Source organism: Dyella sp. AtDHG13 (genome assembly GCF_003201105.1).
GTDB lineage: Bacteria > Pseudomonadota > Gammaproteobacteria > Xanthomonadales > Rhodanobacteraceae > Dyella > Dyella jiangningensis_B.
Genome location: NZ_QICJ01000002.1, coordinates 16,166 through 37,546 on the forward strand (window position 1 = coordinate 16,166; position 21,381 = coordinate 37,546).

19 protein-coding genes are annotated in these 21,381 nt (G+C 65.8%); 5 read left to right on the top strand and 14 right to left on the bottom strand.

Annotated elements, in window-relative coordinates; translation table 11 throughout:
• Nucleotides 1-12: 12 nt before the first annotated feature.
• From BDW41_RS02885 to BDW41_RS02930, 10 genes are all read right to left on the bottom strand, one after another.
• Nucleotides 13-357 (bottom strand): hypothetical protein, encoded by a 345-nt coding sequence (locus BDW41_RS02885; protein WP_146217293.1) that lies wholly within the window; start codon nt 355-357, stop codon nt 13-15.
• Nucleotides 358-416: 59 nt separating this feature from the next.
• Nucleotides 417-1,040 carry a hypothetical protein gene (locus BDW41_RS02890; protein WP_074546442.1) on the bottom strand — a complete coding sequence of 208 codons (624 nt, stop codon included), beginning with the start codon at nt 1,038-1,040 and terminating at the stop codon, nt 417-419.
• Nucleotides 1,041-1,051: 11 nt separating this feature from the next.
• Nucleotides 1,052-2,815, bottom strand: a complete 1,764-nt coding sequence (locus BDW41_RS02895; protein WP_074546444.1) for a putative porin — start codon at nt 2,813-2,815, stop codon at nt 1,052-1,054.
• A gap of 61 nt (nt 2,816-2,876) precedes the next feature.
• Nucleotides 2,877-3,551: a TonB C-terminal domain-containing protein gene (locus BDW41_RS02900; protein ID WP_074546446.1), complete on the bottom strand. Its 675-nt coding sequence runs from the start codon at nt 3,549-3,551 to the stop codon at nt 2,877-2,879.
• Nucleotides 3,552-3,568: 17 nt separating this feature from the next.
• Nucleotides 3,569-3,973 (bottom strand): biopolymer transporter ExbD, encoded by a 405-nt coding sequence (locus BDW41_RS02905; RefSeq protein ID WP_074546448.1) that lies wholly within the window; start codon nt 3,971-3,973, stop codon nt 3,569-3,571.
• Nucleotides 3,974-3,984: 11 nt separating this feature from the next.
• Entirely contained in the window at nt 3,985-5,778 is a 1,794-nt protein-coding gene (locus BDW41_RS02910) for a DUF2341 domain-containing protein (RefSeq protein WP_074546450.1), read from the bottom strand.
• 59 nt (nt 5,779-5,837) lie between these two features.
• On the bottom strand, nt 5,838-7,403 hold the full coding sequence (locus BDW41_RS02915) for a ShlB/FhaC/HecB family hemolysin secretion/activation protein (RefSeq protein ID WP_233496751.1): 1,566 nt from the start codon (nt 7,401-7,403) through the stop codon (nt 5,838-5,840).
• Between the two features lie 543 nt (nt 7,404-7,946).
• Nucleotides 7,947-8,921 (bottom strand): FecR domain-containing protein, encoded by a 975-nt coding sequence (locus tag BDW41_RS02920; RefSeq protein WP_074546455.1) that lies wholly within the window; start codon nt 8,919-8,921, stop codon nt 7,947-7,949.
• Nucleotides 8,922-8,925: 4 nt separating this feature from the next.
• Nucleotides 8,926-9,471: an RNA polymerase sigma factor gene (locus BDW41_RS02925; protein ID WP_074546457.1), complete on the bottom strand. Its 546-nt coding sequence runs from the start codon at nt 9,469-9,471 to the stop codon at nt 8,926-8,928.
• A 9-nt stretch (nt 9,472-9,480) separates the two neighbouring features.
• The gene (locus BDW41_RS02930) at nt 9,481-10,185 is read right to left on the bottom strand and encodes an STN domain-containing protein (RefSeq protein WP_110301521.1); all 705 of its coding nucleotides are present in this window, start codon (nt 10,183-10,185) and stop codon (nt 9,481-9,483) included.
• 295 nt (nt 10,186-10,480) lie between these two features.
• Between BDW41_RS02930 and BDW41_RS02935 the strand changes: the two genes are divergently transcribed.
• From BDW41_RS02935 to BDW41_RS02945, 3 genes are all read left to right on the top strand, one after another.
• The gene (locus tag BDW41_RS02935) at nt 10,481-11,032 is read left to right on the top strand and encodes a hypothetical protein (protein ID WP_199535261.1); all 552 of its coding nucleotides are present in this window, start codon (nt 10,481-10,483) and stop codon (nt 11,030-11,032) included.
• 289 nt (nt 11,033-11,321) lie between these two features.
• The gene (locus tag BDW41_RS02940; RefSeq protein ID WP_233496752.1) at nt 11,322-12,383 is read left to right on the top strand and encodes a serine hydrolase domain-containing protein; all 1,062 of its coding nucleotides are present in this window, start codon (nt 11,322-11,324) and stop codon (nt 12,381-12,383) included.
• 198 nt (nt 12,384-12,581) lie between these two features.
• Nucleotides 12,582-12,797: a tautomerase family protein gene (locus BDW41_RS02945; RefSeq protein ID WP_074546465.1), complete on the top strand. Its 216-nt coding sequence runs from the start codon at nt 12,582-12,584 to the stop codon at nt 12,795-12,797.
• Nucleotides 12,798-12,944: 147 nt separating this feature from the next.
• Here BDW41_RS02945 and BDW41_RS02950 read toward each other — a convergent pair whose 3' ends face one another.
• Entirely contained in the window at nt 12,945-13,409 is a 465-nt protein-coding gene (locus tag BDW41_RS02950) for an SRPBCC domain-containing protein (protein ID WP_083337482.1), read from the bottom strand.
• Nucleotides 13,410-13,528: 119 nt separating this feature from the next.
• On the bottom strand, nt 13,529-14,416 hold the full coding sequence (locus BDW41_RS02955; protein WP_074546469.1) for a LysR family transcriptional regulator: 888 nt from the start codon (nt 14,414-14,416) through the stop codon (nt 13,529-13,531).
• Between the two features lie 99 nt (nt 14,417-14,515).
• Here BDW41_RS02955 and BDW41_RS02960 point away from each other — a divergent pair, with 99 nt between their 5' ends.
• Nucleotides 14,516-15,934 carry an aldehyde dehydrogenase family protein gene (locus tag BDW41_RS02960; RefSeq protein WP_074546471.1) on the top strand — a complete coding sequence of 473 codons (1,419 nt, stop codon included), beginning with the start codon at nt 14,516-14,518 and terminating at the stop codon, nt 15,932-15,934.
• A 179-nt stretch (nt 15,935-16,113) separates the two neighbouring features.
• The gene (locus tag BDW41_RS02965) at nt 16,114-17,493 is read left to right on the top strand and encodes an FAD-containing oxidoreductase (RefSeq protein ID WP_074546473.1); all 1,380 of its coding nucleotides are present in this window, start codon (nt 16,114-16,116) and stop codon (nt 17,491-17,493) included.
• Nucleotides 17,494-17,505: 12 nt separating this feature from the next.
• Here BDW41_RS02965 and BDW41_RS02970 read toward each other — a convergent pair whose 3' ends face one another.
• Nucleotides 17,506-18,141 (bottom strand): response regulator transcription factor, encoded by a 636-nt coding sequence (locus BDW41_RS02970; RefSeq protein ID WP_074546475.1) that lies wholly within the window; start codon nt 18,139-18,141, stop codon nt 17,506-17,508.
• Between the two features lie 6 nt (nt 18,142-18,147).
• A complete protein-coding gene (locus BDW41_RS02975; RefSeq protein WP_074546477.1) occupies nt 18,148-21,195 on the bottom strand; it encodes a sensor histidine kinase in 3,048 nt (1,015 codons plus the stop codon).
• Nucleotides 21,196-21,381 lie beyond the last annotated feature (186 nt).

The window sequence follows — 21,381 nt, forward strand, 5'->3', positions numbered from 1 at the left end:
ATGCGCAGGCATTCAATGCACCGGCGCGAGTTGCGCGGCGGGCGTGGGCGCATACGTCGGCGGCGGCCGCTGCGGCAGCACCGACTTGCCCAGGTTGGAACCCATGCGATGGCTGAGCGCGGAAAAGTTGTACTGGCCCACCTGGCGATTGGAAGGCTCGTTGGCCACCGCATCGAGCGCCGGCGCCGGCGCAGCGGAACTCGCCGCTCCTGCCGCCAGCACGCGGCTGAGGCAATCGAACGCCAGCACCGATTGCTGGTTGATGCTGACGTCCACGCAACTGGCCGCAGCCGTCGACGATGCCACCGCCTGCCCCTGCACCATCGCCGGCAAACCGCACAGGCAGCACAACGCCATCCACCCGACGACTCGCCGTAACGCGCGCAGCGGCTTTCGCCAACGCGCGCCCAAGGCGATCACGGCTGCGGCGCCTCGGCGGCGGGACGGTAGCGCTGCTCGTAGAGACGGTCGCCGTAGCCCTGCGCCGCATTCTCCAGCTTCACGCGGGACGAGGCGGCAAAGGGCTGGCGCGACGCCATGACCGTGCCCATGTCGATATGCGCGTAGGCGTCGATCACTTCGTTGCCGATCTTGTACATCGCCTCGTTGCGCGCGGTGCAGGTGGACAGCTCCTTGCGCACGCCGTCGAGCTGCGTGGTCAACGCCGCGTTGTGGGACTGCTGCTCCTGCAGGCGCGCGGCGCTCTCGGCGGCAGCCGTGCGCCCCTGCGCCACGGCCTCCTCCGCGCGCTGGCGCGCATCGCGCTCGCTCTTCAGCGCTGCGCCGTCGCCAGCCGCGCCGGACTTGTAGCGCGCCAGCTCCGCCTGCGCCTGTTCCAGCGCCTTGCGTGCCTGGTCGCGTTCGCCCTCCACGGACGCCTTCTGCGCCTGCCAGCTGGCCTGTTCGTTCTGCAGGTCCTGCAGCTGGCTGCGGGTATCACGCAGCTGGCTGCGCAGTTGTTCCTCCAGTGTCTGCGCGTGCAGCGAACCGGCCAGGCCGAGCAGCGCGAGCGACGTCGCCAGGCGAGTGAAGGTGTTCATGCGCCATCTCCTCAGAACTTGGTGTTGATCTCAAGCTGCACGACATCGATGGACAGCGGCGGCCCGTACACCTGCTTGGCGTTGAAGTAGCGCGCCGACAGCCAGGTGCGCGTGGCGATGCCGTAGTCGACGGTGAGGATGAAGCCCTTGGCATTGGTGCCGCCAAGGTGGAAGTTCACGTCGGTCAGGCCATCGAGCACGGCGTCCGGCTGCAGGTACTTGTAGCCGAAGGTGACATTCCAGTCGTTCGCCGCCATCGGGTTCGGATTGCCGACGATGCCGCGCACCAGCCAGCCCACCGGGCCGCTCTTGTACGGGCCCGACTCCGTCGCCGAGGCGCCGCTCTCGTAGTTGTTCACCGGCGCGCCCAGGCCGTTGGCGTAGCGCGTCAGCGCATCCCTGGCGTGGTAGGCCATGTTGCGCACGTAGTCCGCCTGGATGCGGGCCGGCGTCTCGCCGATCTTGAAATCGAAGGTGGAGGTGATGTTGGCCAAGTGGTAGTCGTACGACAGGCCCACGAACTGGGGCTGCGCGTAGTTACTCGGCGAGGACGGATCGGGCACGATGTCGCGCAGCAGGAACAGCGTATTGCCCTTGAGCATGTACGAGGGCGCGTTGTCGTCGGTGCTGCAATAGTCCACGCCGGTGTAGATGGGGCACGGCGCCGACAGCTTGCCGCGCATGCCGTCGAAGAAGTAGTACGCCAGCGCGGTGCTCCACTTCATGTCTTCGTCGATGTGCCAGGTCAGGCCCAGCTGCGCGGCGGACAGCCAGCGGCTGTTGCTCGCGTTCTTGTCGTAGCCGAAGCCCTGCGACGGCGTGTTGTTGCCGGTGTACTGGATGGGGAACATGCCGGCCGTGGCGAAGCCTTCGAAGTCGTTGTTGAACGGCACCTTGAACTTGCCGGCGATGCCGTCGAAGTTGAGTTCCGGCGAGTAGATCAGGTCGGTGACGAAGAACGGATCGGCCATGCGGCCGAACGTCAGCGAGCCCCAGCTGTACGGCTGCCACTGGATCCACGCGCGGTCCAGCCAGATGTCCTTCTTCACCAGGCCGCCGCCCAGCGTCTGCGTGGTGGACACCGGGTTGTTGTCGTTGCCGGTGCCGATGCGCACGCCGGCCGTCACCGTGTCGGCCACCTTCGCCGTCATCGCCAGGTGCGCCTGCATGTCGAGAATGTTCAGGCGATCCTGCTGCGAGTTGAGGATGGGCGGGTTGACGCCCTGCGAGATCTTATTGATGTCGAACGGGCCGTTGCGGTTGAACGACGCGTAGTCGATGAAGTACGGCGAGTTGTTGCGGCTGTACAGCCACCACTCGTTGCGCACGCGGATGTCGCCGGACCAGCTAATGCGGTCCAGCCATTCCGGCAAGGCGTTTGGCGTGGCCCAGTGCTCGGTCTTGGCCTGCGCGATCACTTCCTGCTTCACCTGGTCACGGATCTCGTTGCGCACGCTCTGCGGCACGTAGGTCACGCGCACGTCGCCCGGCTGCGCGCCGTCCGCCGGCGGCAGCGCGGCCGGCGCGGCGGCGGCCACGCGCTGCGCCTGCTTCGCCTCGGCGTTCGCCTGGGTGATCAGGCCATCCGCATCGGCCTGCGAAATCAGGCCCTTCTTCACCATCAGGCGGATCAGGTTGATGGTGGCGTTGGGCGACGGCGCGGCATCCTGCGCCAGCGCGGGCACGGCGTGGGCGGCCAGCAACAGGGCGATGCTGGCGCACAGCGCGCGGCGCGACAGGCGCGCGCCCGCGCGGAGGACATTCCTGGAACTCATGACTTTCTCCAATGCGTGGTGTTGCCGTGCGGCAAGCAAGGGAAGAACAAAATCGAAGTGTTCATGCCGGTCGCCGCCCGCGGATGGCCGCGCGCACCGGCATGTGCAAGGTGGATGGCGGCGGCGTGTCGATGCGCAGGCCCTGCAGCACGCTGATCAAGGCCTGGTCGGTGTTGGACGAGCCGCTGGGCGTCACCAGCTCCACGCGCGACACGCGGCCATCGGGTTCGATCCACAGGCTGGCCTTGACGTCGAACGCCAGCCGGCGCGTGCGGTCGTCGCGCTCGATCGCCTGCTGCAGCGCATAGCCGAGGTATTGCTCGTAGGAGGCGCCGCCAACGCCGTTGCCGCCACCGCTGCCCACCATGCCGCCGCCATCGCCGGCGCCGATGTTGAACGAGTCGTTGCCGGCCTGCGCCGGGCCATTGATGGTCACCTGCTTGGCGAGATCGGGCGCCTGCTTCGGCGCTTCGACCGGCTTCATCGGCTCGTTGGGCTTGGGCACGTCCTGCTTGGTCTCCTCGACCTTCTTCGGCTCGGGCGGCTTTTCCTTGGGCGGCGGAGGCGGTGGCGGCAGCGGCGTGATGGTGGCGATGCGCGGCGCGGATCGCCGCACGCCCACCTGGTGCCCCGCGAAATGCCACAGCAGCAGTCCGGCGGCGATCGCCACCGCCGCGACGACGAGACGCCCGCGCCAGCGTTTCCATCCGCCATTGCTTGGTGCCGGTGCGTTCATGGCTGGCCCTCGCACCGTCAACCTTGCTGCTTGCCGGTGACCAGGCCGACCTGCGACAGGTCCAGTCGCCGCAGCAGGTCAAGAATGTCGACCACCTTCTGGTACTGCACGTTGGAGTCGCCCTTCACGATCACCGGGAAATCGGGCGTGATCGCCTTCTGCGTGCGCAGGCGCTGCTCCAGCTCGCCCAGCGTCACCGGAAAGGCATCCAGGAAGATCTGTCCGCTGTCGGACACGGTGATCGCCTTGGTCTGCGGCTTGGCCAGGCTGACCGACGCGCTGGCCTTGGGCAGGTTCACCTTCACGCCCTGCACCGAGGCCGTGGTCATGATGATGAAGATCACCAGCAGCACATACGCCAGGTCGAGCATGGGCGTGATGTTGATGTCGTCGTACGGCTTGTCGTCGTCTTGAACCTGCATGGCCGCTCTCCTCAGGCCGTGACCGTGGTCTGGTCGATGTCCCGATGAAGCTCGGCGAGGCGCGTGACGAACTCGTCCACGAACACCTGCATGTTCGCCGTCACCGCCTTGTTGCGCGTCAACAGGTAGTTGTAGCCAAACAGCGCGGGAATCGCGACGAACAGGCCGGCCACGGTGGCGAGCAAGGCGGCGGCGATGCCGGGCGCGATGGCGTTGACGTTGACGTCGCCCGCCGCCGCGATGGCGGCGAAGGTGATCATCACGCCCACCACGGTGCCGAGCAGGCCAAGGAACGGGCCGCCGGATATCGCGATGGTCAGCATCACCATGGAGCGCGACAGCTTCTGGTTCTCGCGTACCAGGGTGGAATCCATCACCGCGCGGATCGCCTCGATCGACTCGCTGGCGATCACCACGCGGCCGTGGCCGTCGCGGCGGCGCCACACTTCCTTCTTGCCGATCTCGTACAGGCGATACAGCGAGGAATCCGCGAACTCGCTGGCGTGGCTGCGCTCGTCGCCCATGCCGAGCAGGTCGCTGCCCAGCCCGCGGAAGCGGTCGAGGAAGCGGTCATTGGCGTTGGTGACGCTGCTGACGTAGCGCGCCTTGTTCCACATCACCACCCAGGAGATCAGCGCCATCACCAGCAGGATGCCGATCACCACCCAGGCGTCGACCGTGACCGATTTGACGATGATGCCGAAGTAGCCGAAGCCGAAGCCCGATTTCTTTTCGTCCTCGCCGTACTGCAGCAGGCGCGACTCCGCGCCCTGCGACGCGGCTTCCACGGCGATGAGCGTGTCCGGACGGGCGACGCGCGACAGGCGCACCTCGTCCAGCTCGCCGCTGAAGTTCGCCAGCGGAGTGGCCGCGCCAGCGGCGTCGCCGCCGAGCGTGGCGACGGAACTCAAGGCCGGCATCGCCACCGCGATGTCGCCGTAGGGGTGGCCGTCCACGTACAGGCGCACATGGCCCGCGCCGGACGTCACCGCAAGATGCGTCCACTGCCCGGCCTTCAGCGGCTCGCCCGCCGACGAACGCTGCGGCTGTGCGCCATCCACCTCCACGAACGGCACGCCGCCATCCAGCCCGATGACGAAGGCGCGGCCTTCCTGGCGGCGCGCATAGATCGCGGTCGGCGCCGTGGGCAGCGCATCGAGCTTCACCCAGGCACTGAAGCTGAAGTTGCCGTTGTCGGCCACGTTGAGCGAGGTGCTGGCCGGGATCTCGATTACCGAGTTGCCGTCGAAGCGCGCTGCGCGCCCGACGATGCCGCCGTCCACCGTGCGCGCGGCGCCCTTGAGCGCATTGTTGGCGTAGGCCGTGGCGTCCCTGGGCAGGCTGCCGGCCGCGTCGTCGAAGTGATACACCAGGGTGTAGTCGGCATCGAAGGTCGCCGCGCCGCTGCTCTGCGCCGGCGCCTTGCTGTTGCCGTAGTACATCCAAATGGTCTGCTGGGCATTGGCCGGCAGATCGGTCACGTCCACCCAGATCTGCCCCACGCCCATCACTGGGTCGAAGGTTTCCACTTCGTAGTTCAGCGGCGTCTTGCCGTCGGCGGCGATGAAGCGCAGGTCCGCGCCGTTCTTCGCCACGCCGTCGAACTGGAAATTGCCCGAATGCAGGCGCACCAGCAGGGCCACGCGGCCGGTGGCCGAGGTGAGGGCCGCGCCCTTGGGCGTGGTGTCGATGGTGATGGCCTTTCGATAGGTCCAGTCGTCGTTCCACCACGCCACGTCGGCAGCCATGGCTGGGCGCGCCAGCCACGAGAGGCATAGCAGGCAAGCAAAGATCAGGTAACGCATCGTCGTTCCACCCCTATGCGGCAAGAATCCGTTGAATGAGCAAGTCATGGGCGCGCCTCTCACAGGCTGGCCTTGAGGCTGAAGAGCACCTGCCCGTCATGGCTGCGCGTGCGCGCGCCGTCATGCAGCGGATAGGCGTACTGGAGTTCGGCATTCACCGCGCGGAACAGGCTGAAGCGCGTGCCCACGCCGGTGCTGAGCAGGCTGAAGCGGCTGCGCTGGTCGGGCAGCGGATCGATCAGCAGCACGCGCCCGCCATCCAGGAACAGGTGGAAGCGCCAGTCGTCGACAAAGCTGCCGAGCTTGTCAGCAACCGACGGGCTGCGCAGTTCCACCGAGGCCACGGCGCCGTTGTCGCCGGTGTCTTCCGCGGCCAGGTAGCCGCGTACGCTGCTCGCACCGCCCGCCGCGAACTGCTCGCTGGAAATCAGCGGCGAGTCGGCCAGCTGTACGCTGCCGCGCACGGCCAGCGCGAAATCGCCGCCCAGCAAGTGCGTATAGGTCAGGTCCGTGTGCAGGTAGGCGTAGTTGTCCTTAGCCTTGTAGCGCAGGTTGTCGAACTCCGTGCGTGAGCTGCCCAGGCCGCTGATGCCGAGGTTCAGCGCGGCGGTAAATGCCAGGTTGGATTTGTCGCCGCTGCGCTGGCCGGTGTAGGACACGAACACCGGGTCGTAGGTGATCGGCACCTTCGAGGTCTGCTCGCCCAGGGTGATGTTCTGGTCGAAGTGCTTGTGGTTGATGCCGAACGAGATCGACTGGCTGTAAGCCCCCAGCAGCGGCAGGTTGCGCGTGGCCTGCAGCGTGAACGCATGGCCCTTGCCCAGCACGTTGGTGCCGCCCAGCGTGTTCGCATTGCTGTTGGACTTGTAGCCCGAACCCAGCAGGCTCCAGCTGGTGCTCAGCGGCGCCAGGTACGACAAGGCATACACCTCGGCCGCGTTGCGGTTCTGCGGCGCCACGATATAGGTGGCGGAAATGGCGTGCCCCGCCTGCCACAGGTTGTCGTAGCGCACGTTGGCGATGGTGCGCAGCTCGGGCGTGTCCGCGCTGTGGTCGTTGTTGACCTCCAGGCTGGCATGCAACGGATACGTATCGGTGACCTTGAGCGTCACGTCCATGGTCTGCGGCAAGGTACCGGGCTTGAGCACCGGCACCACCTGCTGCCCGGGCTGCGCATTGACCTGGGCCAGTTCCGCCTGGGCCTTGGTGAAATTGGGCACCGAGCCCTCGGCAAGCGACGGCACCGCGTCCCGGATGGCCTCGGGCGAGTGATACTTCGCGCCCTCCACGCGCACGCGGCCGATGCTGTTCTCCACCACCTGCAGCAACAGCACGCCGTTCTTCACCTGCTGCGGCGGAAGCTCCACCACCACGGACTGATAGCCCTTCGCCTGGTAAGCCTTCTGCAGCGCATCGCGCGCCGCGTGCACGTCATCCAGGCTGCGGCTGGGACCAAGGAACGGCTCCACCGTCTGCTCGATCTCCACCGCGTTGAGCAGGTGGTTGCCGCGCACCAGGTACTCGTTCACGTCGAAGCGCGCCGGCGGCTGCCCGGCGGCGGCCTTCTGCGGCTGGGCCTGCGCCGCGCCGCACGCGCACAGCAGGGCCAGAGCCAGGGGTTTCAAAGGCCACTGCCGCCACGCCATTCCCTTGCCGCTCATGCGCACGCCCGCCTCCGGTTGACTCGCAGCGTGGTTCGCGCGAGCGCGAAACGGGAGGTTAGGCTGGCGTTTCTAACCGAAAGACGACAGGCAGGTGTCCGATCCATGGCAGGCACAACAGGCGCACAGCGACGATGAACGAGGCTGCCTGACCGCCGCGGAGATGGCCTTCCATACGGCCATACGTCGTTCGTTTCCATCACGCAAAATCGTCCCCGGGCGCACCCGCCGGGGTCGCCCTTCCCTCTTGCCGATATGGCCGCCCGGACGGGTCCGGGCGGAAGAAGAAGTGGGCATCCGAGCCCTTGCATTCGTCCTTGCCCAGAAAGACGGAGGACCGCATGCGGGACTGAACTCAAGTCACGAAAAATTCATGTCAGCGACTGTTTCAGGCACTTTTCGCCCGGCAAGACACGAATCTGTCATCTGCGCCGTCATGCACCCGGGCATGACGCGGCAACGCCGCGCCCGCAAAGCACGCCACGATTCGGCAACAGGAAGGAAAACTCAGCTCACCAGCACGATGCCGCCGGGCAAGCTGTGCACCGACGCGCCAAAGGCCTGGTGGATCAGCGATGCGACGTCGCCCAGCTGGTTGAGCGATACCTGCGCGTGCACCTTGCGTGCCGCCAGCACGTCGTTGGTGAGGATGATGCGGCCGGGCCGGTAGCGGTTGATCTCCGCGATGACGTCCGACAGCGGCCGGTTGTCGAACACCAGCACGCGGCGACGCCACGCAACCGTCTCATCCGTATCGGCGGCCACCGCGGGGCCAAGGCCCTGCTCGCCATAGGCAGCCTGCTGGGCTTGCCCCAGCAGCTCCGACCGTCCCTGGTATTCCACGCGGACGTTGCCGTCCAAGCCCGTGACCTGGACCTGGCCATCAAGGCAGCGCACGTTGCACAGCGCGCCCGAGGCCGCGTGGATGCCTCCCTGCAAAGCCTGTACGTCGAAGCTGCCCGGCAGCGTGCTGGGCACCTTCAACTGGATTTCCCCCGTCAGCAACTCGATGCCCACAGCGCGCCCGCCGGCCATGCGCACGTTCATGGCGGTCTGCGTGTTCATTTCCACCACGACGCCATTGGCCAGCGCCACCTGCCGCTGCTCGCCGGTGGCGGTGCGATAGTCGGCCAGGGCATCGGGCAGGCTGGGCCACATGTGCAGCGGCGAGCGCGCAACCAGCAGCGCCGCCGATGCCGCCACCGCGCCACCCAGGAAGGCGCGCCGCGTCATGCGCCGGGGCGCCGGCGCCTTCGCCGCCTGTTCCTTCTGCAACACGTGGCGGGCCGCCACTTGCAGGTTTTCCCACATCAGGCGGGTTTCCGCGAACGCCTGCGCATGCTCGGCACTCAGGCCGCACCAGCGCTTGAAGCCCGTGGCGTCGTCCGTGGTGGCGCGGCCTGAGGTGAGCAAAAGCAGCCAGTCGCGCGCCTCGCGGTGCAGCGGGGAGTCGTGATCCAGGCGGGAAGAAGGCAGGCTCATACCCTCAAGACTCTTTTCCCGCGCCGGGACCGAACCGCTGGACCACACGGCGATCGAGACGCCGTCCACAATGTTCGAGCGCCCGCCGCAGCTCCTTGCCCACCATGCGCACGGAAATGCGGAAACGGTCGGCAATCTCCTGCTGCGGCAAGTCATCCACCCGGGCGGCGATCAGGATCGCGCGCTGGCGCTCGGTCAGTTCCCCCATCGCCCGCTCCAGCGCTGCCACCTCCATGCGCGCATGGACGATGCGCGCAGGGTCCAGCGAGTCGTCGGCGAAATGCAGCAGCTCGTCGACCTCTTCGCCCGTGAGATAACGCGACTCCGCCTGCCGCTGGTCGGCCGCCACGTTCAGCGCCATGCGGAACAGGTAGCCCGCCGGGTTGTGCGACACCACTGAGTCGTCGCCCATCCGCTCTACGCGCAGATAGGTTTCCTGCAAGACGTCGTTGACCAGCTCGTCGGAACCCAGCCGGCGGCGCAGGCGGCGGCGCAGCTCCGGTTGCCATTCCAGGAAAAGACCGAGCAGGGACAACGTCGGCGCTTCCATTCGCCAACCTCAGGCGCGTGACGCGACCGGCGTCGCGCAATGCCAGGCATGCGATGCGCCCGTGGGCAGCAGCAGCAAGGTCATCGGCTGGCCGAGGCCGGCCGGCGGGGGCTCGACCTTCACGCCCTCCAGCACGCGATCGATCGCGGCGTCCCGCGCCTGCTCTCCCGTGCTGCCCAGCAGGCGCACGCGATTCACCCTGCCCCCGTCATCCGCCCATACCTGCAAGGCCAGCCGATAGCTGCCCGGCTTCGCGCCCGGCACGCGGCAGAGCTCGCGCTCCAGCGATGCCTGAAGAGACGCGCCGTAGGCTTCCCAGATCGCGTTGCTCGAATCCGGCGAGTCGGCATCGCCCGAAGCCTGAGCGGCTGCGCTGTCGAAGGATTCGAGCGTAAAGGCCTTCTCCGATGCGTAGCGCTCGCGCAAACCGGTGCCGGCCAGCAAACGGCGCAGGGCATCTTCCGCAGTGAATTCGCCGCGCACGCCGGGCGACATTCTTCCGGCAAGCAGGCGCTCGTCCACCAGCAGCGACTGCCCGGTCACATCACTGAACGACTTCACCGCCGCGCTCAAGGGCTGCGGCCCGATATCGAATCGGTAGAGGCTTGCCGAGGCGTCCGCCGCCACGTCGACCGTCGACCGTAATTCATCTGCATGGCTCGCCCCCCACCAAAGCCAACCCGACAACGCGAGCGCCCACCAGGCGTGCGACATGAAGTACTTCCCCAAGACCCGATGACTGGTCCCTGCGTCGAACGCCGCCACGCGAAACAATGCTCAAGGATGGTAACGGTAACTTATGTCAGTTCAGTAACGCGAGGCATTATCAAGGCATCGTCATGGGTTCGCGAATATGACAATGAAATTGTCCGTTGTGTGACATGGCGATGCACGCATCCGCGAGCCGGATGCCCGCGACGCGCGATTTGCATCAGGTGTAACCAAACCGGTCCAGGCGACGAAGTGCCTACCTGTAAGTCGGTTATTTCGCCAACACATGGACCCGCTCATGGACTCACTTCGCAACTATTACTTTCTTCGTGCAGGCGTCGCCTTCGCCTGGGCCGCTTTCGCCGTCATCTCGGGATCCGCGCCCGCGCTCGTCGTGGGCACGCTGCTGGTGCTCTATCCCGCATGGGATGCCGCCGCCAACGTGATCGATGCACGACGAAGCGGAGGGCTAAAAGCGAACCCGGGCCAGAGATTCAACGCGCTCACCAGCATCGTCACGGCGGTTTGCATGGCCGCGGCCTTTGCCCTGCGCGGCAATGCCGGAGCCGTGCTGGTATTTGGAGCGTGGGCATTGCTTGCGGGGCTGTTTCAACTTGCCGTGGGCGTCGGCCGCCGAAAACTGGGCGGGCAAGCCTTCATGATACTCAGCGGCGCGCAGTCAGCACTGGCCGGGATCTTCTTCATCAAGCGATCTTTCGGCATCGCCCCGGGCATTGCACAACTTGCACCCTACGCGGCGTTCGGCGGCCTGTATTTCCTGCTGTCCGCGCTATGGCTGACCTTCAGGAAAAACCGTCTTCCTTCCGTGGCTAATCGCCAGGCTTCTTGAAAAGCCTGTTTCGGCAGATGCTGCGCCATTTGGCGGCGGGTTCTTTACCTTGCGCGGCCTGGCGCGGTCAGAACCCCACCGGCAATCGCGGCGAATCCGGGGCACCCACGCATTTCATCCCGGCCTTCGCCCGCTTCGTCGCTCCATGGCCGCTTTCGTCGCATGGAATCACCAGCGCGGGATCGTGGTGACTAAGCTCAATGCAATCGACTGAATCGCGCGGTTCAGCGTTGAGCCTGCAACCACCGATCCATCCTTGTCCTCTGCCCGGGAGTCAGTTATGCGTTGCATGGTCGCGATGATCTGCCTGCTGTGTTCCGCCCATCTGTTTGCCCAGACCCGAGCCGTGAGGGACTTTGTCGACCAGTATGCAGATGCCCACCACTACAGCGGGTCCATCCTGGTGCAATGGCACGATGGAAGCCAACTCGTCCGGAGTTACGGCCTTGCCAACATCCCTTTTCGAGTCGCCAATACGCCGCAGACGCGATTCAAGATTGCCTCCGTCACCAAGCTCTTTACTTCGGTACTGATCCTGCAACTGGTCGAACAGGGTCGTATCGATCTCGATCAACCCATCAAGACCTACCTGCCGGACTATCCCGGCGAGGCAGGTAGCAAGGTGACGATCCAACAGCTGCTCAACCACACCTCAGGCCTACCGAGTTTCGATGCGATCATCGACCAGGCCACGGCACTGAGGGAGGGCATGCCCATTTACCAGCTGCCGCACACCAGCGATCAGCTGCTGGCCCAGTTCAGCGCAGGCAAGCTGGTCAGCACGCCTGGGGAGAAGTTCAATTACAACAACGCCGACTACGTCGTCCTCGGCAAGATCATCACTCGTCTGTGTGGCCAACCCTACGAGCAGGTGCTCAAGGAGCGCATCCTCGACCCCTTGCACATGACCGACAGCGGCGTACTCCACCATGGCGACATCGTCGACCGGCTCGCCGATTCGTATTGGTTTCCCGACGACAACAAAGTTCTCTCCCGGGAGCTGCCGGTATATCCCGAAAACTGGTATGCCGCGGGCGCCATGTACTCCACGACGGGCGATCTGTTGAAGTTCGCCCATGCCCTGTTCGGCGGCCAGCTGATCGCACCAGCCACCTTGGATCGGATGATCAAGCCCGGGCTGGATGAATACGGTGACGGCCTATGGTCCTACCAGCTCACCGTCAAGGGCGTCAGGCATCCGGTAATCAAGCGCCCCGGCCTCATCATGGGCACACAGGCTCAGTTCTTCCATGTGATGGACCGGGACATCACGATCATCATGCTGGGCAATACGAGCGTGATCGACTCCGATGCCCTCGTGGAGGACATCGCCAAGCGCGCCATCCAGTAACGACACCGCGGCCAACGACACGTGGGCCTGCGAACAAGGCACGGTTATTCCACAAATGATTGTTCGTTGCGACGGAATAGTGATTTCGACCTGCCGCTATTTATGCGCGCCAGAGGGAACGCCAACATACCTCGCGTTTCCGTTCATAGCCGCCCTATAGACGGAAACAGACTTTTCCATTCACACGAGGATTGCCCAATGCCGTTCGCCAATTTCAAATTTCCTGAAGGTGTCATTGATGCGACCCGCAAGGAGGAAATCATCCATCGAACCACCGCCATGTTTGTCGAATACTTCGGCGAAGGCGTTCGGCCTTACTCCATGGTGCTCGTCGAGGAAGTGACAGACGGCGGCTGGGGGAGAGCGGATGAAACCTTGACGTTGGCCAAGATGGGGCTTGCGCCAAAGACCTAGCCACGCGCCGCAGCCGCCATCTACCGCGGCATGGGCGTTAGGTCGTTGCCGACGATCGGCACCAAATTCGCCGAAAAATCTTCCCCTGACCGCATGCGTCGCGCCTGCGGCTTTTGGGCCAAAAGCGCGTGCTTCCCATCCAACGACTTATTGCGACTCTACATATTGCCTGAACGCATCAAGCGTTCTAGCCCAGTAAAACTGCAGATGTCGATAGATGGACATCGTGGGAAATCCTGATGCCTCGAATTTCAAGACCGCACTTTGCCCATCGGCATGAACCGCAAAACGCAGTTTCGTATAGTTCGACGGATGATCCGGCAGGCGGGACAACGAACTGAGATGCGTGAAGCTCACCTCTTCGCACGGCTGAAATGCCAGGACCACACCCCTGTTCTCGAACGGAAGGTGGTGCGTGCCGCGAATGATAATCGCTCTTCCCCGCATCCACGTCGTTTCCACCTCCACGGAGTAATCGTCACCGCCGAGCCATTCACGCATGCTGTGAAGGTTGACCAGATGGTTCCAAACCACCGCAATTGGTTTCCCCACAATCACTTCTTCGTGAAAGGAAGCCGGAGTATCGCGGTCAGCGCTGGATGGCGGATTCATGGCTCGCCCAAATCGCACATTCGAAATCCGAAGACTAACCCAGGTCGCGAGGCCTACCACGTCCCAGACTTATAGCTATCCGCTCTGGGTCGTTCGTGTCGAGCACACGCCGCGCTCGCCTACCCCATCTCCTTGATCATGTTCACCAGCGCGCGCAGCGGTGCGGGCAAGTGGTGGCGGCCGGGGTAGTAGAGGGCCAGTCGGTCGTAGGGAGGCGTCCAGTCTTCCAGCACACGCTGCAACCGTCCGGCGGCGAGGTCGGCTTCGGCGTCGTATTCGCTCAAATAGACCAGCCCCAATCCGGCGAGGGCCGCTTCGCGCAGCAGGTGGGGCTCGTCCAGCGTGACAACGCCCGGCACGTCCACGGCCAGGGTTTCACCGCGGCGCTCGAACTCCCAGTGGTAGATATGCCCCGACGGTAGGCGCGCGCGTACCGCCACGTGCCGGACCAGATCGCCGGGATGCTGTGGCCGCCCATGCCTGGCGAAATACGCGGGCGAACCGACCACCGCGTGGCGGATGGGCGGCCCGACCGGCACGGCCACCATGTCACCCGGCACGATGTCCAGGGTGCGGAAGCCGGCGTCATAGCCCTCCCGCACGATGTCGATCAGGCGGGCTTCGGTGACCAGTTCCAGCTGCACGCGCGGGTAACGATGCATGTACGGGATCAGCAGCGGCTTCATCAGGCGACGCGCCGCACCCGTCGACGTGTTCAGGCGCAGGGTGCCGGCGGGTGCATCGGCCGACTCGCCAGCACGCTCCATCGCACTGCGGATGCCGGATACCGCCGGAGCCACTTCCGCCACGAAACGCTCGCCGGCTTCAGTCAGGCGCACGCTGCGCGTGGTGCGATGGAACAGCCGCGTGCCGATTCGCGCTTCCAGCGCCGCCACCGACTGGCTCAGCGCGGAGGTGGACATCTCCAGCTCGGCCGCGGCCGCGCGAAAACTGCCGCGCCGGGCCACCGCCAGCACGGCTTCGAGCTCGGTCAGGCCACTGCGCATTATCCGCCCCCGCTTAACGCCGCATTCTTCTTTGTGCAGCTTATCAAGGCAATGCGCGACCCGCATCCTTGGCAGGCACCCCTTCCAAGGAGAACCACCATGTTCCACATCGACCACGTCTATATCGACGGCGCCTTCGCCACCCCGCACGGCGAGGAGCGCTTCGACCTGTTCAACCCCGCCACCGAAAACGTGATCGGCACCGTGCGCCTTGCCGACGCCGAGGACGCGCGCCGCGCCATCGCGGCCGCCAAACGCGCCCTGCCCGCCTGGTCGCGCACCACGCTGGCGGAACGTGCCGCGCTGTTGCGCCGCATGCACGCCGCCATGGCCGCGCGCGAGGACGAACTGTTTGCCGCCATAACACAGGAATACGGCGCTCCCGCCGCCTTCGCGCGGTGGACGGCACGCAACGCGGCCCAGGTGTTTCTGCAGGCCATCGACACCATGGAGGCGTACGACTTCCAGCGCCAGCTGGGCACGGCGCGCGTGGTGATGCAGCCGACAGGCGTGGTGGGCATGATCACGCCGTGGAACAGCAACGCCGGCTTTATCGCCAGCAAGCTCTCCACCGCGTTGGCCGCCGGCTGCACCGCCGTGATCAAGCCCAGCGAGATGAGCGCGCTGCAGACGCGCATCGTGACGGAGGCGCTGCACGAAGCCAACGCGCCCGCCGGCGTGTTCAACATCGTGACCGGCCGCGGCGATGTCGTTGGCGCGGCCATCGTGGAAAGCCCGGACGTGCGCAAGATCTCCTTCACCGGCTCCACTGCCGTGGGCAAGGGCATCCTGCGCGCTGCCGGCAACGACGTGAAGCGCGTGACGCTGGAACTCGGCGGCAAATCGCCCACCCTGATCCTGGATGACGCCGACTTCGCCACCGCCGTGCCGCTGGCGATCCAGGCGGGTTTCATGAACAGCGGACAGGCCTGCATCGCCGGCACGCGCATCCTGGTGCCGCGCGCTCGCCTGGCGGAATTCGAGGCGCTTGCGAAGACCGTGGTCGAAGCCACGGTGGCGGGCGATCCCGCGAATCCCGACACCGTGGTGGGCCCCATGGTCAGCCGCAAACAGTGGGAACGCGTGCAGGGCTACATCCGCAAGGGCATCGAGGAAGGCGCGCGCCTGCTGGCCGGCGGCGAGGGCCGACCGGACGGCCATACGCGCGGCTGGCTGGTGCGCCCCACCCTGTTCACGGACGTGCGCAACGACATGACCATCGCCCGCGAGGAAATCTTCGGGCCGGTGCTGTCGATCATCGCCTATGACGACGAAGAGGAAGCCATCGCCATCGCCAACGACACCAGCTATGGCCTGTCCGCCTACGTGACTACCAGCGACATCGAGCGCGGCGCGCGCGTGGCGGCGCGCATCGACGCGGGCCGCGTGATGATCAACACGCTCACCCACGAACCCAAGGCGCCGTTCGGCGGGTTCAAGCAATCGGGTCTGGGACGCGAATACGGCGTCTTTGGCCTGGAGGCGTATCTGGAGCCCAAGAGCATCATCGGCCTTTGATCGAAGCGGCACGTTCGGTCGTGATGGCGTGAACGGAGAGGCGTCGTCGCCTGCGCATGGCGGCGACGTCATCTTCCCTTCACCACGTGCAGCCCGCGATGGTGCAGCATCCTGCATGGCGATGCGCGCGTATCGCCGCCTCACTCAGGCATCACGCGCCCACTATCCGGAACTCAGCCATGACTCGTTCTTTCGATGCCATCATCGTTGGCGCCGGGCAAGCCGGTCCGTCGCTGGCTGGCCGCCTGACCGCAGCGGGGATGAAGGTGGCGCTGGTGGAGCGCCATCTCTTCGGCGGCACCTGCGTCAATACCGGCTGCATGCCCACCAAGACCCTGGTGGCCAGCGCGCGCGTAGCGCATCAGGTGCGGCGTGCGGCGGATTATGGCGTGGTGCTCAACGGCGACGTCGGCATCGATTTTCCGCGCGTGATGGCGCGGGCGCACAAGGTGACGGAAACCGCGCGTGGCAACGTGGAAGCCTGGCTCGCCGGCATGGACCGCATGACCGTGCTGCGCGGGCATGCCCGCTTCGAGGGCCCCGACACGCTGCGCGTCGACGGCGAGGTGATCAGCGCGCCGCGCATCTTCCTCAACGTGGGCGGCCGTGCGCGCGTACCGGAAGACATGCCCGGCATCGGCGACATCCACTATCTCACCAATACCTCGATACTCCAGCTTTCCGAACCGCCCCGGCATCTGGCCGTGGTCGGCGGCAGCTACATCGGGCTGGAGTACGCGCAGATGTTCCGGCGCTTCGGCTGCCGCGTCACGGTGGTGGAACGCCAGTCGCGACTGATTGCGCGCGAAGACGAAGACGTGTCCGAAGCGCTGCGAAACATGCTCGAAGCCGAGGGCATTGCCATACGCACCGACAGCGAATGCATCGCCTTTGCACCGCATGCCGAGGGCGCGATCGTCAAGGTCGATTGCACTTCCGGCGACAGGGAAGTCGTCGCCAGCCACGTACTGCTTGCCGTGGGCCGACGCCCCAACACCGACGATCTGGGGCTGGAACATGCCGGCGTGAAAACCGACGAGCACGGCTACATCGTCGTGGACGATGCGCTCGCCACCAACGTGCCCGGCATCTGGGCGATGGGCGACTGCAACGGCCGTGGCGCTTTCACGCATACGGCCTACAACGATTTCGAGATCATCGCCGCGAATCTTCTCGACGGAGAACAGCGGCGCGTTTCATCGCGCATCCCCGGCTACGCGCTGTTTACCGACCCGCCGCTGGGGCGGATCGGCATGACCGATGCGCAGGCGCGGGCCAGCGGCAAGCGACTGCTGATGTCCAAACGCCCCATGACGCGCGTCGGCCGCGCGGTGGAGCGCGGCGAAACGCAGGGCTTCATGAAAGTGGTGGCGGATGCCGATACCCGGCGCATCCTGGGCGCCGCGATTCTGGGCGTGAGCGGCGACGAGGCCATTCATGGCCTGATCGACCTGATGAGCGCCGATCAGCCTTTCGACGCCTTGAAGTGGGCCGTGCCGATCCATCCCACCGTGTCGGAACTGCTGCCAACCCTCGTTGGCGATCTCAAGCCCGGTTGAACGCCCCGCGCCCTATATCTGGATAAAGCCACGCTTCGCGGCGGTCACCACGGCGTGCGTGCGGTCCTTGGCATCGAGCTTGGACATGATGTTCTTCATATGGGCTTTCACCGTGTCCTCGCTGATGCCGAGGTCGGAAGCCACCTGCTTGTTCGCATAGCCGCGGGCAACGCGTTCGAGCACCTGCAGCTCGCGCTCGGAAAGCATGTCGCCACCGATGTATTCGGCAAGGTCGGCCGCCGCGTCTGGGGAAATGACGCGGCGCCCCGCCTTCACCGCACGAATCGCATCGCGTAGCTCCTTGCGCAGGGACGCCTTGAGCAGAAACCCGCTGGCGCCGTGCTTCAGCGCATTGGCCACCTGCACGTCGCCGCGATACGTGGTCAGCACAAGAATGCGCGCCTCCGGAAACGTCGAGCGGATGGCGCACATCGCATCCACGCCGCTCATGTCGGGCAGCTGCAGATCCATCAGGGTCACGTCCGGACGGTGCTCGCGAAACGCCTCGATCGCCGAACGGCCATCCGCCGCATAGGCCACGATGCGCATGTCCGGTTCGCCGGACAGCGCAAACGCCACGCCATCGCGCAGCAGCGGATGGTCATCGACCACAAGCACGGTAATCACGTGGGAATCATTCGTGGACATCGTCTTTCACACTTCGTCGTCATCGATGGGCCGGGCTTTCGCGCTGCGTCTATTGAACATGCGCCCGACGAGATCCAGCGAGCGGCGCCACCGCCTGAACGAGGGACGGAACGCGATGCTCGCCGGCACGCTCAACTCCAGCGCCGTGCCTGCGCCGGGGCGACTGGAAAGCGCCAGCCGCGCGCGCAGGTTCCGCGCGCGCTCATGCATGCCTTTCAGGCCCCAGTGTCCCGCGGGACGGTTTCCAGCGATCGCTTCCACGTCAAAGCCCACGCCGTCGTCCACAATGCCCAGCGTCAGGCCCTTGCGCCCGTAACCGATGCTCACGTCGATGCAGCTGGCCCGCGCATGGCGAAAGGCGTTGGCGATGGCCTCCTTGGCCAGGCCCAGTATCTCATCGCTCGCCGCGGGATCGAGCGGGCGGTGCGCGCCTTCCACCGTCAGCGTGAACGTGGTGGCGGTATCGCGCGCCAGCTCCTCGCCCATGTGGCGAATGGCGTTTTCCAGGCTGGTATCGGCGCGATCCAGCGCGCGCAGCTGGGTCACACGGTCGCGGCCTTCGATGATCACCTCGTCGGCGTGATCGAGCGCGCGCTCCATCAGGTCGCGTGCCGGCTCCGTCGGCGGTATGCGCTCCATGGCCGACTGGAAGCGCAGCATCAGACCCTGCACGGCCTGCAGGAAGGTATCGTGCAGCTCGCGCGCAATGCGCTCGCGCTCGGCATGCCGTTCCTCGAATATCGTGCGCATCTGCACCTTGACCTGCGCGAGCCGCCAGGCGAACAGCAGCCATAGCGCCAATGCGGCCAGGGCCACCACCAGCAGCATGAACAGGCTGGTCTGGTAGAAGGCCGGCTTCACGCTGAAGGCCAGCGGTGCGGCCGCCTCTTCCCAATCGCCGTTGTCCTTGCTGGCCGCGATGCGGAAGCGGTAGTTCCCTGGCGGCAAATCCGTGTAGAACGCCTGGCGCCGCTGGCCTGCGTCCACCCAATCCGGATCCAGGCCATCGAGGCGGTAGCGGAAGCGGATGTGCTGCGGCACGGCCAGCCCTATCGCCGTGTAATCGATCTGCACGTCGTGGGTCAGCGGCGGAAGCGTCAGGTCTGCGGCCAGTGCATAGCGCTGCCGGTCGGCGGTCAGGCTTTCGATGTGCATGGGCAGCGCGCCGCCTGTCTTCGCATGCGCATGCGGATCGAACGACTGCAGCACCACGCCATTGGCCAGCCACAGCCGGCCATCCGGCGCACGCGCCACCTTGCGCTGGAACGGCGCCTGGCCGGAACGCATGCCATCGAGCGCGTCCAGCACGGTGACGTTCACCGCATGCGCGGAATCGCGCAGCGCGCTCTCGACATCCGCGAGCTGGAGCTTGGCAAGGCCGCAGGCCATGGCCAGCCACAGCGAGCCGTCCTCGTCATCGACCAGTCCGTTCACCGTGTCGCAGGGCAAGCCGTCCTTGATGGTGAGCACGCGCAAGGCGCCATCCTTGAAGGCGATCAGGCCCTTTCCCGTCGCGCCGAGCACCAGCCCGTCGCGCGCCACGGCCACATCGAGCACGGGCGTATCCAGCCCCGTCTTCACCTGCTGCCACGTCGTACCGGGACGCGCCAGGTCGCCGTGGGTCAATCCAAGCCACAGGCCGCCGGCGCGATCAGGCGCCACGGACCGCACCGAAGGATACGCCGGCGTTTTCCATGTCTCGACGACACGATCGCCACGCAGGCGGACCAGGTTCGACGGGCGCCCGCGCAGTACCACCCACACATCTCCCGCGCCGTCCTGCGCCAGCCCGAACACCATGCCCCTGAGGGGCTTTCCCTCCTGATCGAGCACGGCGGTGAATTTTCCGGAGGCGTAGATCCACAGCCCCTCGTCAAGGCCGACCCAGAGGCGGTCGGCGTTGTCCTCGAACAGCGAAGTCACCTGAGTGCCCGGCAGCTCCTTGCCGGCACGCAGCGAATGGAATTGCCCCTGCTCGAGAACATCCAGGCTGTTGGCCGTGCCTGCCCAGATCTTGCCGTCGCGAGTGGCCAGCACCGAGTCGACTTCGTCCACGGCCAGGCCTTCGCGTGTCGAGTAGCTCCAGACCTTGAAGTCGCGGAACCGGTCCACTCCGCCCGATGTCGCGACCCAGATGTTCCCTTCGCTGTCTTCGTAGAAGGAATAGATGCTGTCGCCGGTCAAGCCATCCCGGGAATCGAAGTGATCCACGCGGCCCGCGGCAAGCCGGTAGATGCCGTGATCGATGGTGCCGATCCACAGCGCGCCTTCGCGATCACGCAGCATGGCTTGCACGGCCAGCGAGCTTCCCTCCAGGCCCTGGTATTGGAACGCTTCCCACTGCCCGCCCACCAGGCGCTGCAGGCCGAGGCCCGCGCCGGTCATGGGCAGGCCCGCCCACAGCTCGCCCGTGGGTTCCCGCGCAAGGATCAGCGCACCGGGCGTGCCGGCGTTGATCTTCGCCTCGAGGGGAAAGGCCCTCGATGGCGTGTGTTCGCGCCACTGGACCAGCGACGTATCCGTGCCCATCCAGAAGGTGCCGTCGCCGTCGGTGATCATGCGATCGCAACACAGGCCTGGCACGTCGAGCCCGTCGTTCTTGCCGTGGCAGATCACGCGCGATCCGGTGACCTCGCATAGCGGCTCGGCATCCCTGCCATTGGCAAGCAGCCAGATCTTGCCGCTGCGATCCTCCGCGAGCGATACCACGGCGGCATTCACGCCCGGGTAATCGGTCAGCTGGCCGTCCTTCCATCGGCTCAGCCCGGCGTTCGTGCCGATCCACAGGCTGCCGTCCTTCGCGCCAAGCAGGGCAATGATGAAGGAGCTGCTCAGGCGTTCGCTGGTCAAGCTCTCGAGCGGCACGAATCGCGCGCCGTCGTAGCGCACCACGCCCGCGCGCGTGCCGATCCACAGATAGCCATCCGATGTCTGGGCCATGGGATAGGCCGATGCGGGAAGCTCGCCGTCCTGCAAGCGCCATGCGGTATGCCCGTACTGCGAAAGCAGCCGGCTGGCATCTACCGCATGAGCGGCACCGGTGGCCCCGAGCATGGCGCACAACAACAGCGCGGCCCATCGCCGAAGCCACGCACGCTCACGCTGATGCGGGGGTGAACCCCCGTCCGCACGTTGCCCCACTGCCCGCTTCTCCTCGACCTCTCGGCTGGTTATCGATCTTCGCCCAAGTAAGGCCAATTGCAATGCCATGGCCGATGGTTGCGTGGCGAATGTTTCCGG

Coding starts and splice junctions, on each gene's coding strand:
- BDW41_RS02940 (WP_233496752.1), top strand. CDS start 11,322: ATGGTCGCGATGATCTGCCTGCTGTGTTCCGCCCATCTGTTTGCCCAG.
- BDW41_RS02910 (WP_074546450.1), bottom strand. CDS start 5,778: ATGCGTTACCTGATCTTTGCTTGCCTGCTATGCCTCTCGTGGCTGGCG.
- BDW41_RS02950 (WP_083337482.1), bottom strand. CDS start 13,409: ATGAATCCGCCATCCAGCGCTGACCGCGATACTCCGGCTTCCTTTCAC.
- BDW41_RS02930 (WP_110301521.1), bottom strand. CDS start 10,185: ATGTCGCACGCCTGGTGGGCGCTCGCGTTGTCGGGTTGGCTTTGGTGG.
- BDW41_RS02890 (WP_074546442.1), bottom strand. CDS start 1,040: ATGAACACCTTCACTCGCCTGGCGACGTCGCTCGCGCTGCTCGGCCTG.
- BDW41_RS02970 (WP_074546475.1), bottom strand. CDS start 18,141: ATGTCCACGAATGATTCCCACGTGATTACCGTGCTTGTGGTCGATGAC.
- BDW41_RS02925 (WP_074546457.1), bottom strand. CDS start 9,471: ATGGAAGCGCCGACGTTGTCCCTGCTCGGTCTTTTCCTGGAATGGCAA.
- BDW41_RS02895 (WP_074546444.1), bottom strand. CDS start 2,815: ATGAGTTCCAGGAATGTCCTCCGCGCGGGCGCGCGCCTGTCGCGCCGC.
- BDW41_RS02935 (WP_199535261.1), top strand. CDS start 10,481: ATGGACTCACTTCGCAACTATTACTTTCTTCGTGCAGGCGTCGCCTTC.
- BDW41_RS02955 (WP_074546469.1), bottom strand. CDS start 14,416: ATGCGCAGTGGCCTGACCGAGCTCGAAGCCGTGCTGGCGGTGGCCCGG.
- BDW41_RS02975 (WP_074546477.1), bottom strand. CDS start 21,195: ATGCTCGGGGCCACCGGTGCCGCTCATGCGGTAGATGCCAGCCGGCTG.
- BDW41_RS02960 (WP_074546471.1), top strand. CDS start 14,516: ATGTTCCACATCGACCACGTCTATATCGACGGCGCCTTCGCCACCCCG.
- BDW41_RS02965 (WP_074546473.1), top strand. CDS start 16,114: ATGACTCGTTCTTTCGATGCCATCATCGTTGGCGCCGGGCAAGCCGGT.
- BDW41_RS02905 (WP_074546448.1), bottom strand. CDS start 3,973: ATGCAGGTTCAAGACGACGACAAGCCGTACGACGACATCAACATCACG.
- BDW41_RS02885 (WP_146217293.1), bottom strand. CDS start 357: ATGGCGTTGTGCTGCCTGTGCGGTTTGCCGGCGATGGTGCAGGGGCAG.
- BDW41_RS02920 (WP_074546455.1), bottom strand. CDS start 8,921: ATGAGCCTGCCTTCTTCCCGCCTGGATCACGACTCCCCGCTGCACCGC.
- BDW41_RS02900 (WP_074546446.1), bottom strand. CDS start 3,551: ATGAACGCACCGGCACCAAGCAATGGCGGATGGAAACGCTGGCGCGGG.
- BDW41_RS02945 (WP_074546465.1), top strand. CDS start 12,582: ATGCCGTTCGCCAATTTCAAATTTCCTGAAGGTGTCATTGATGCGACC.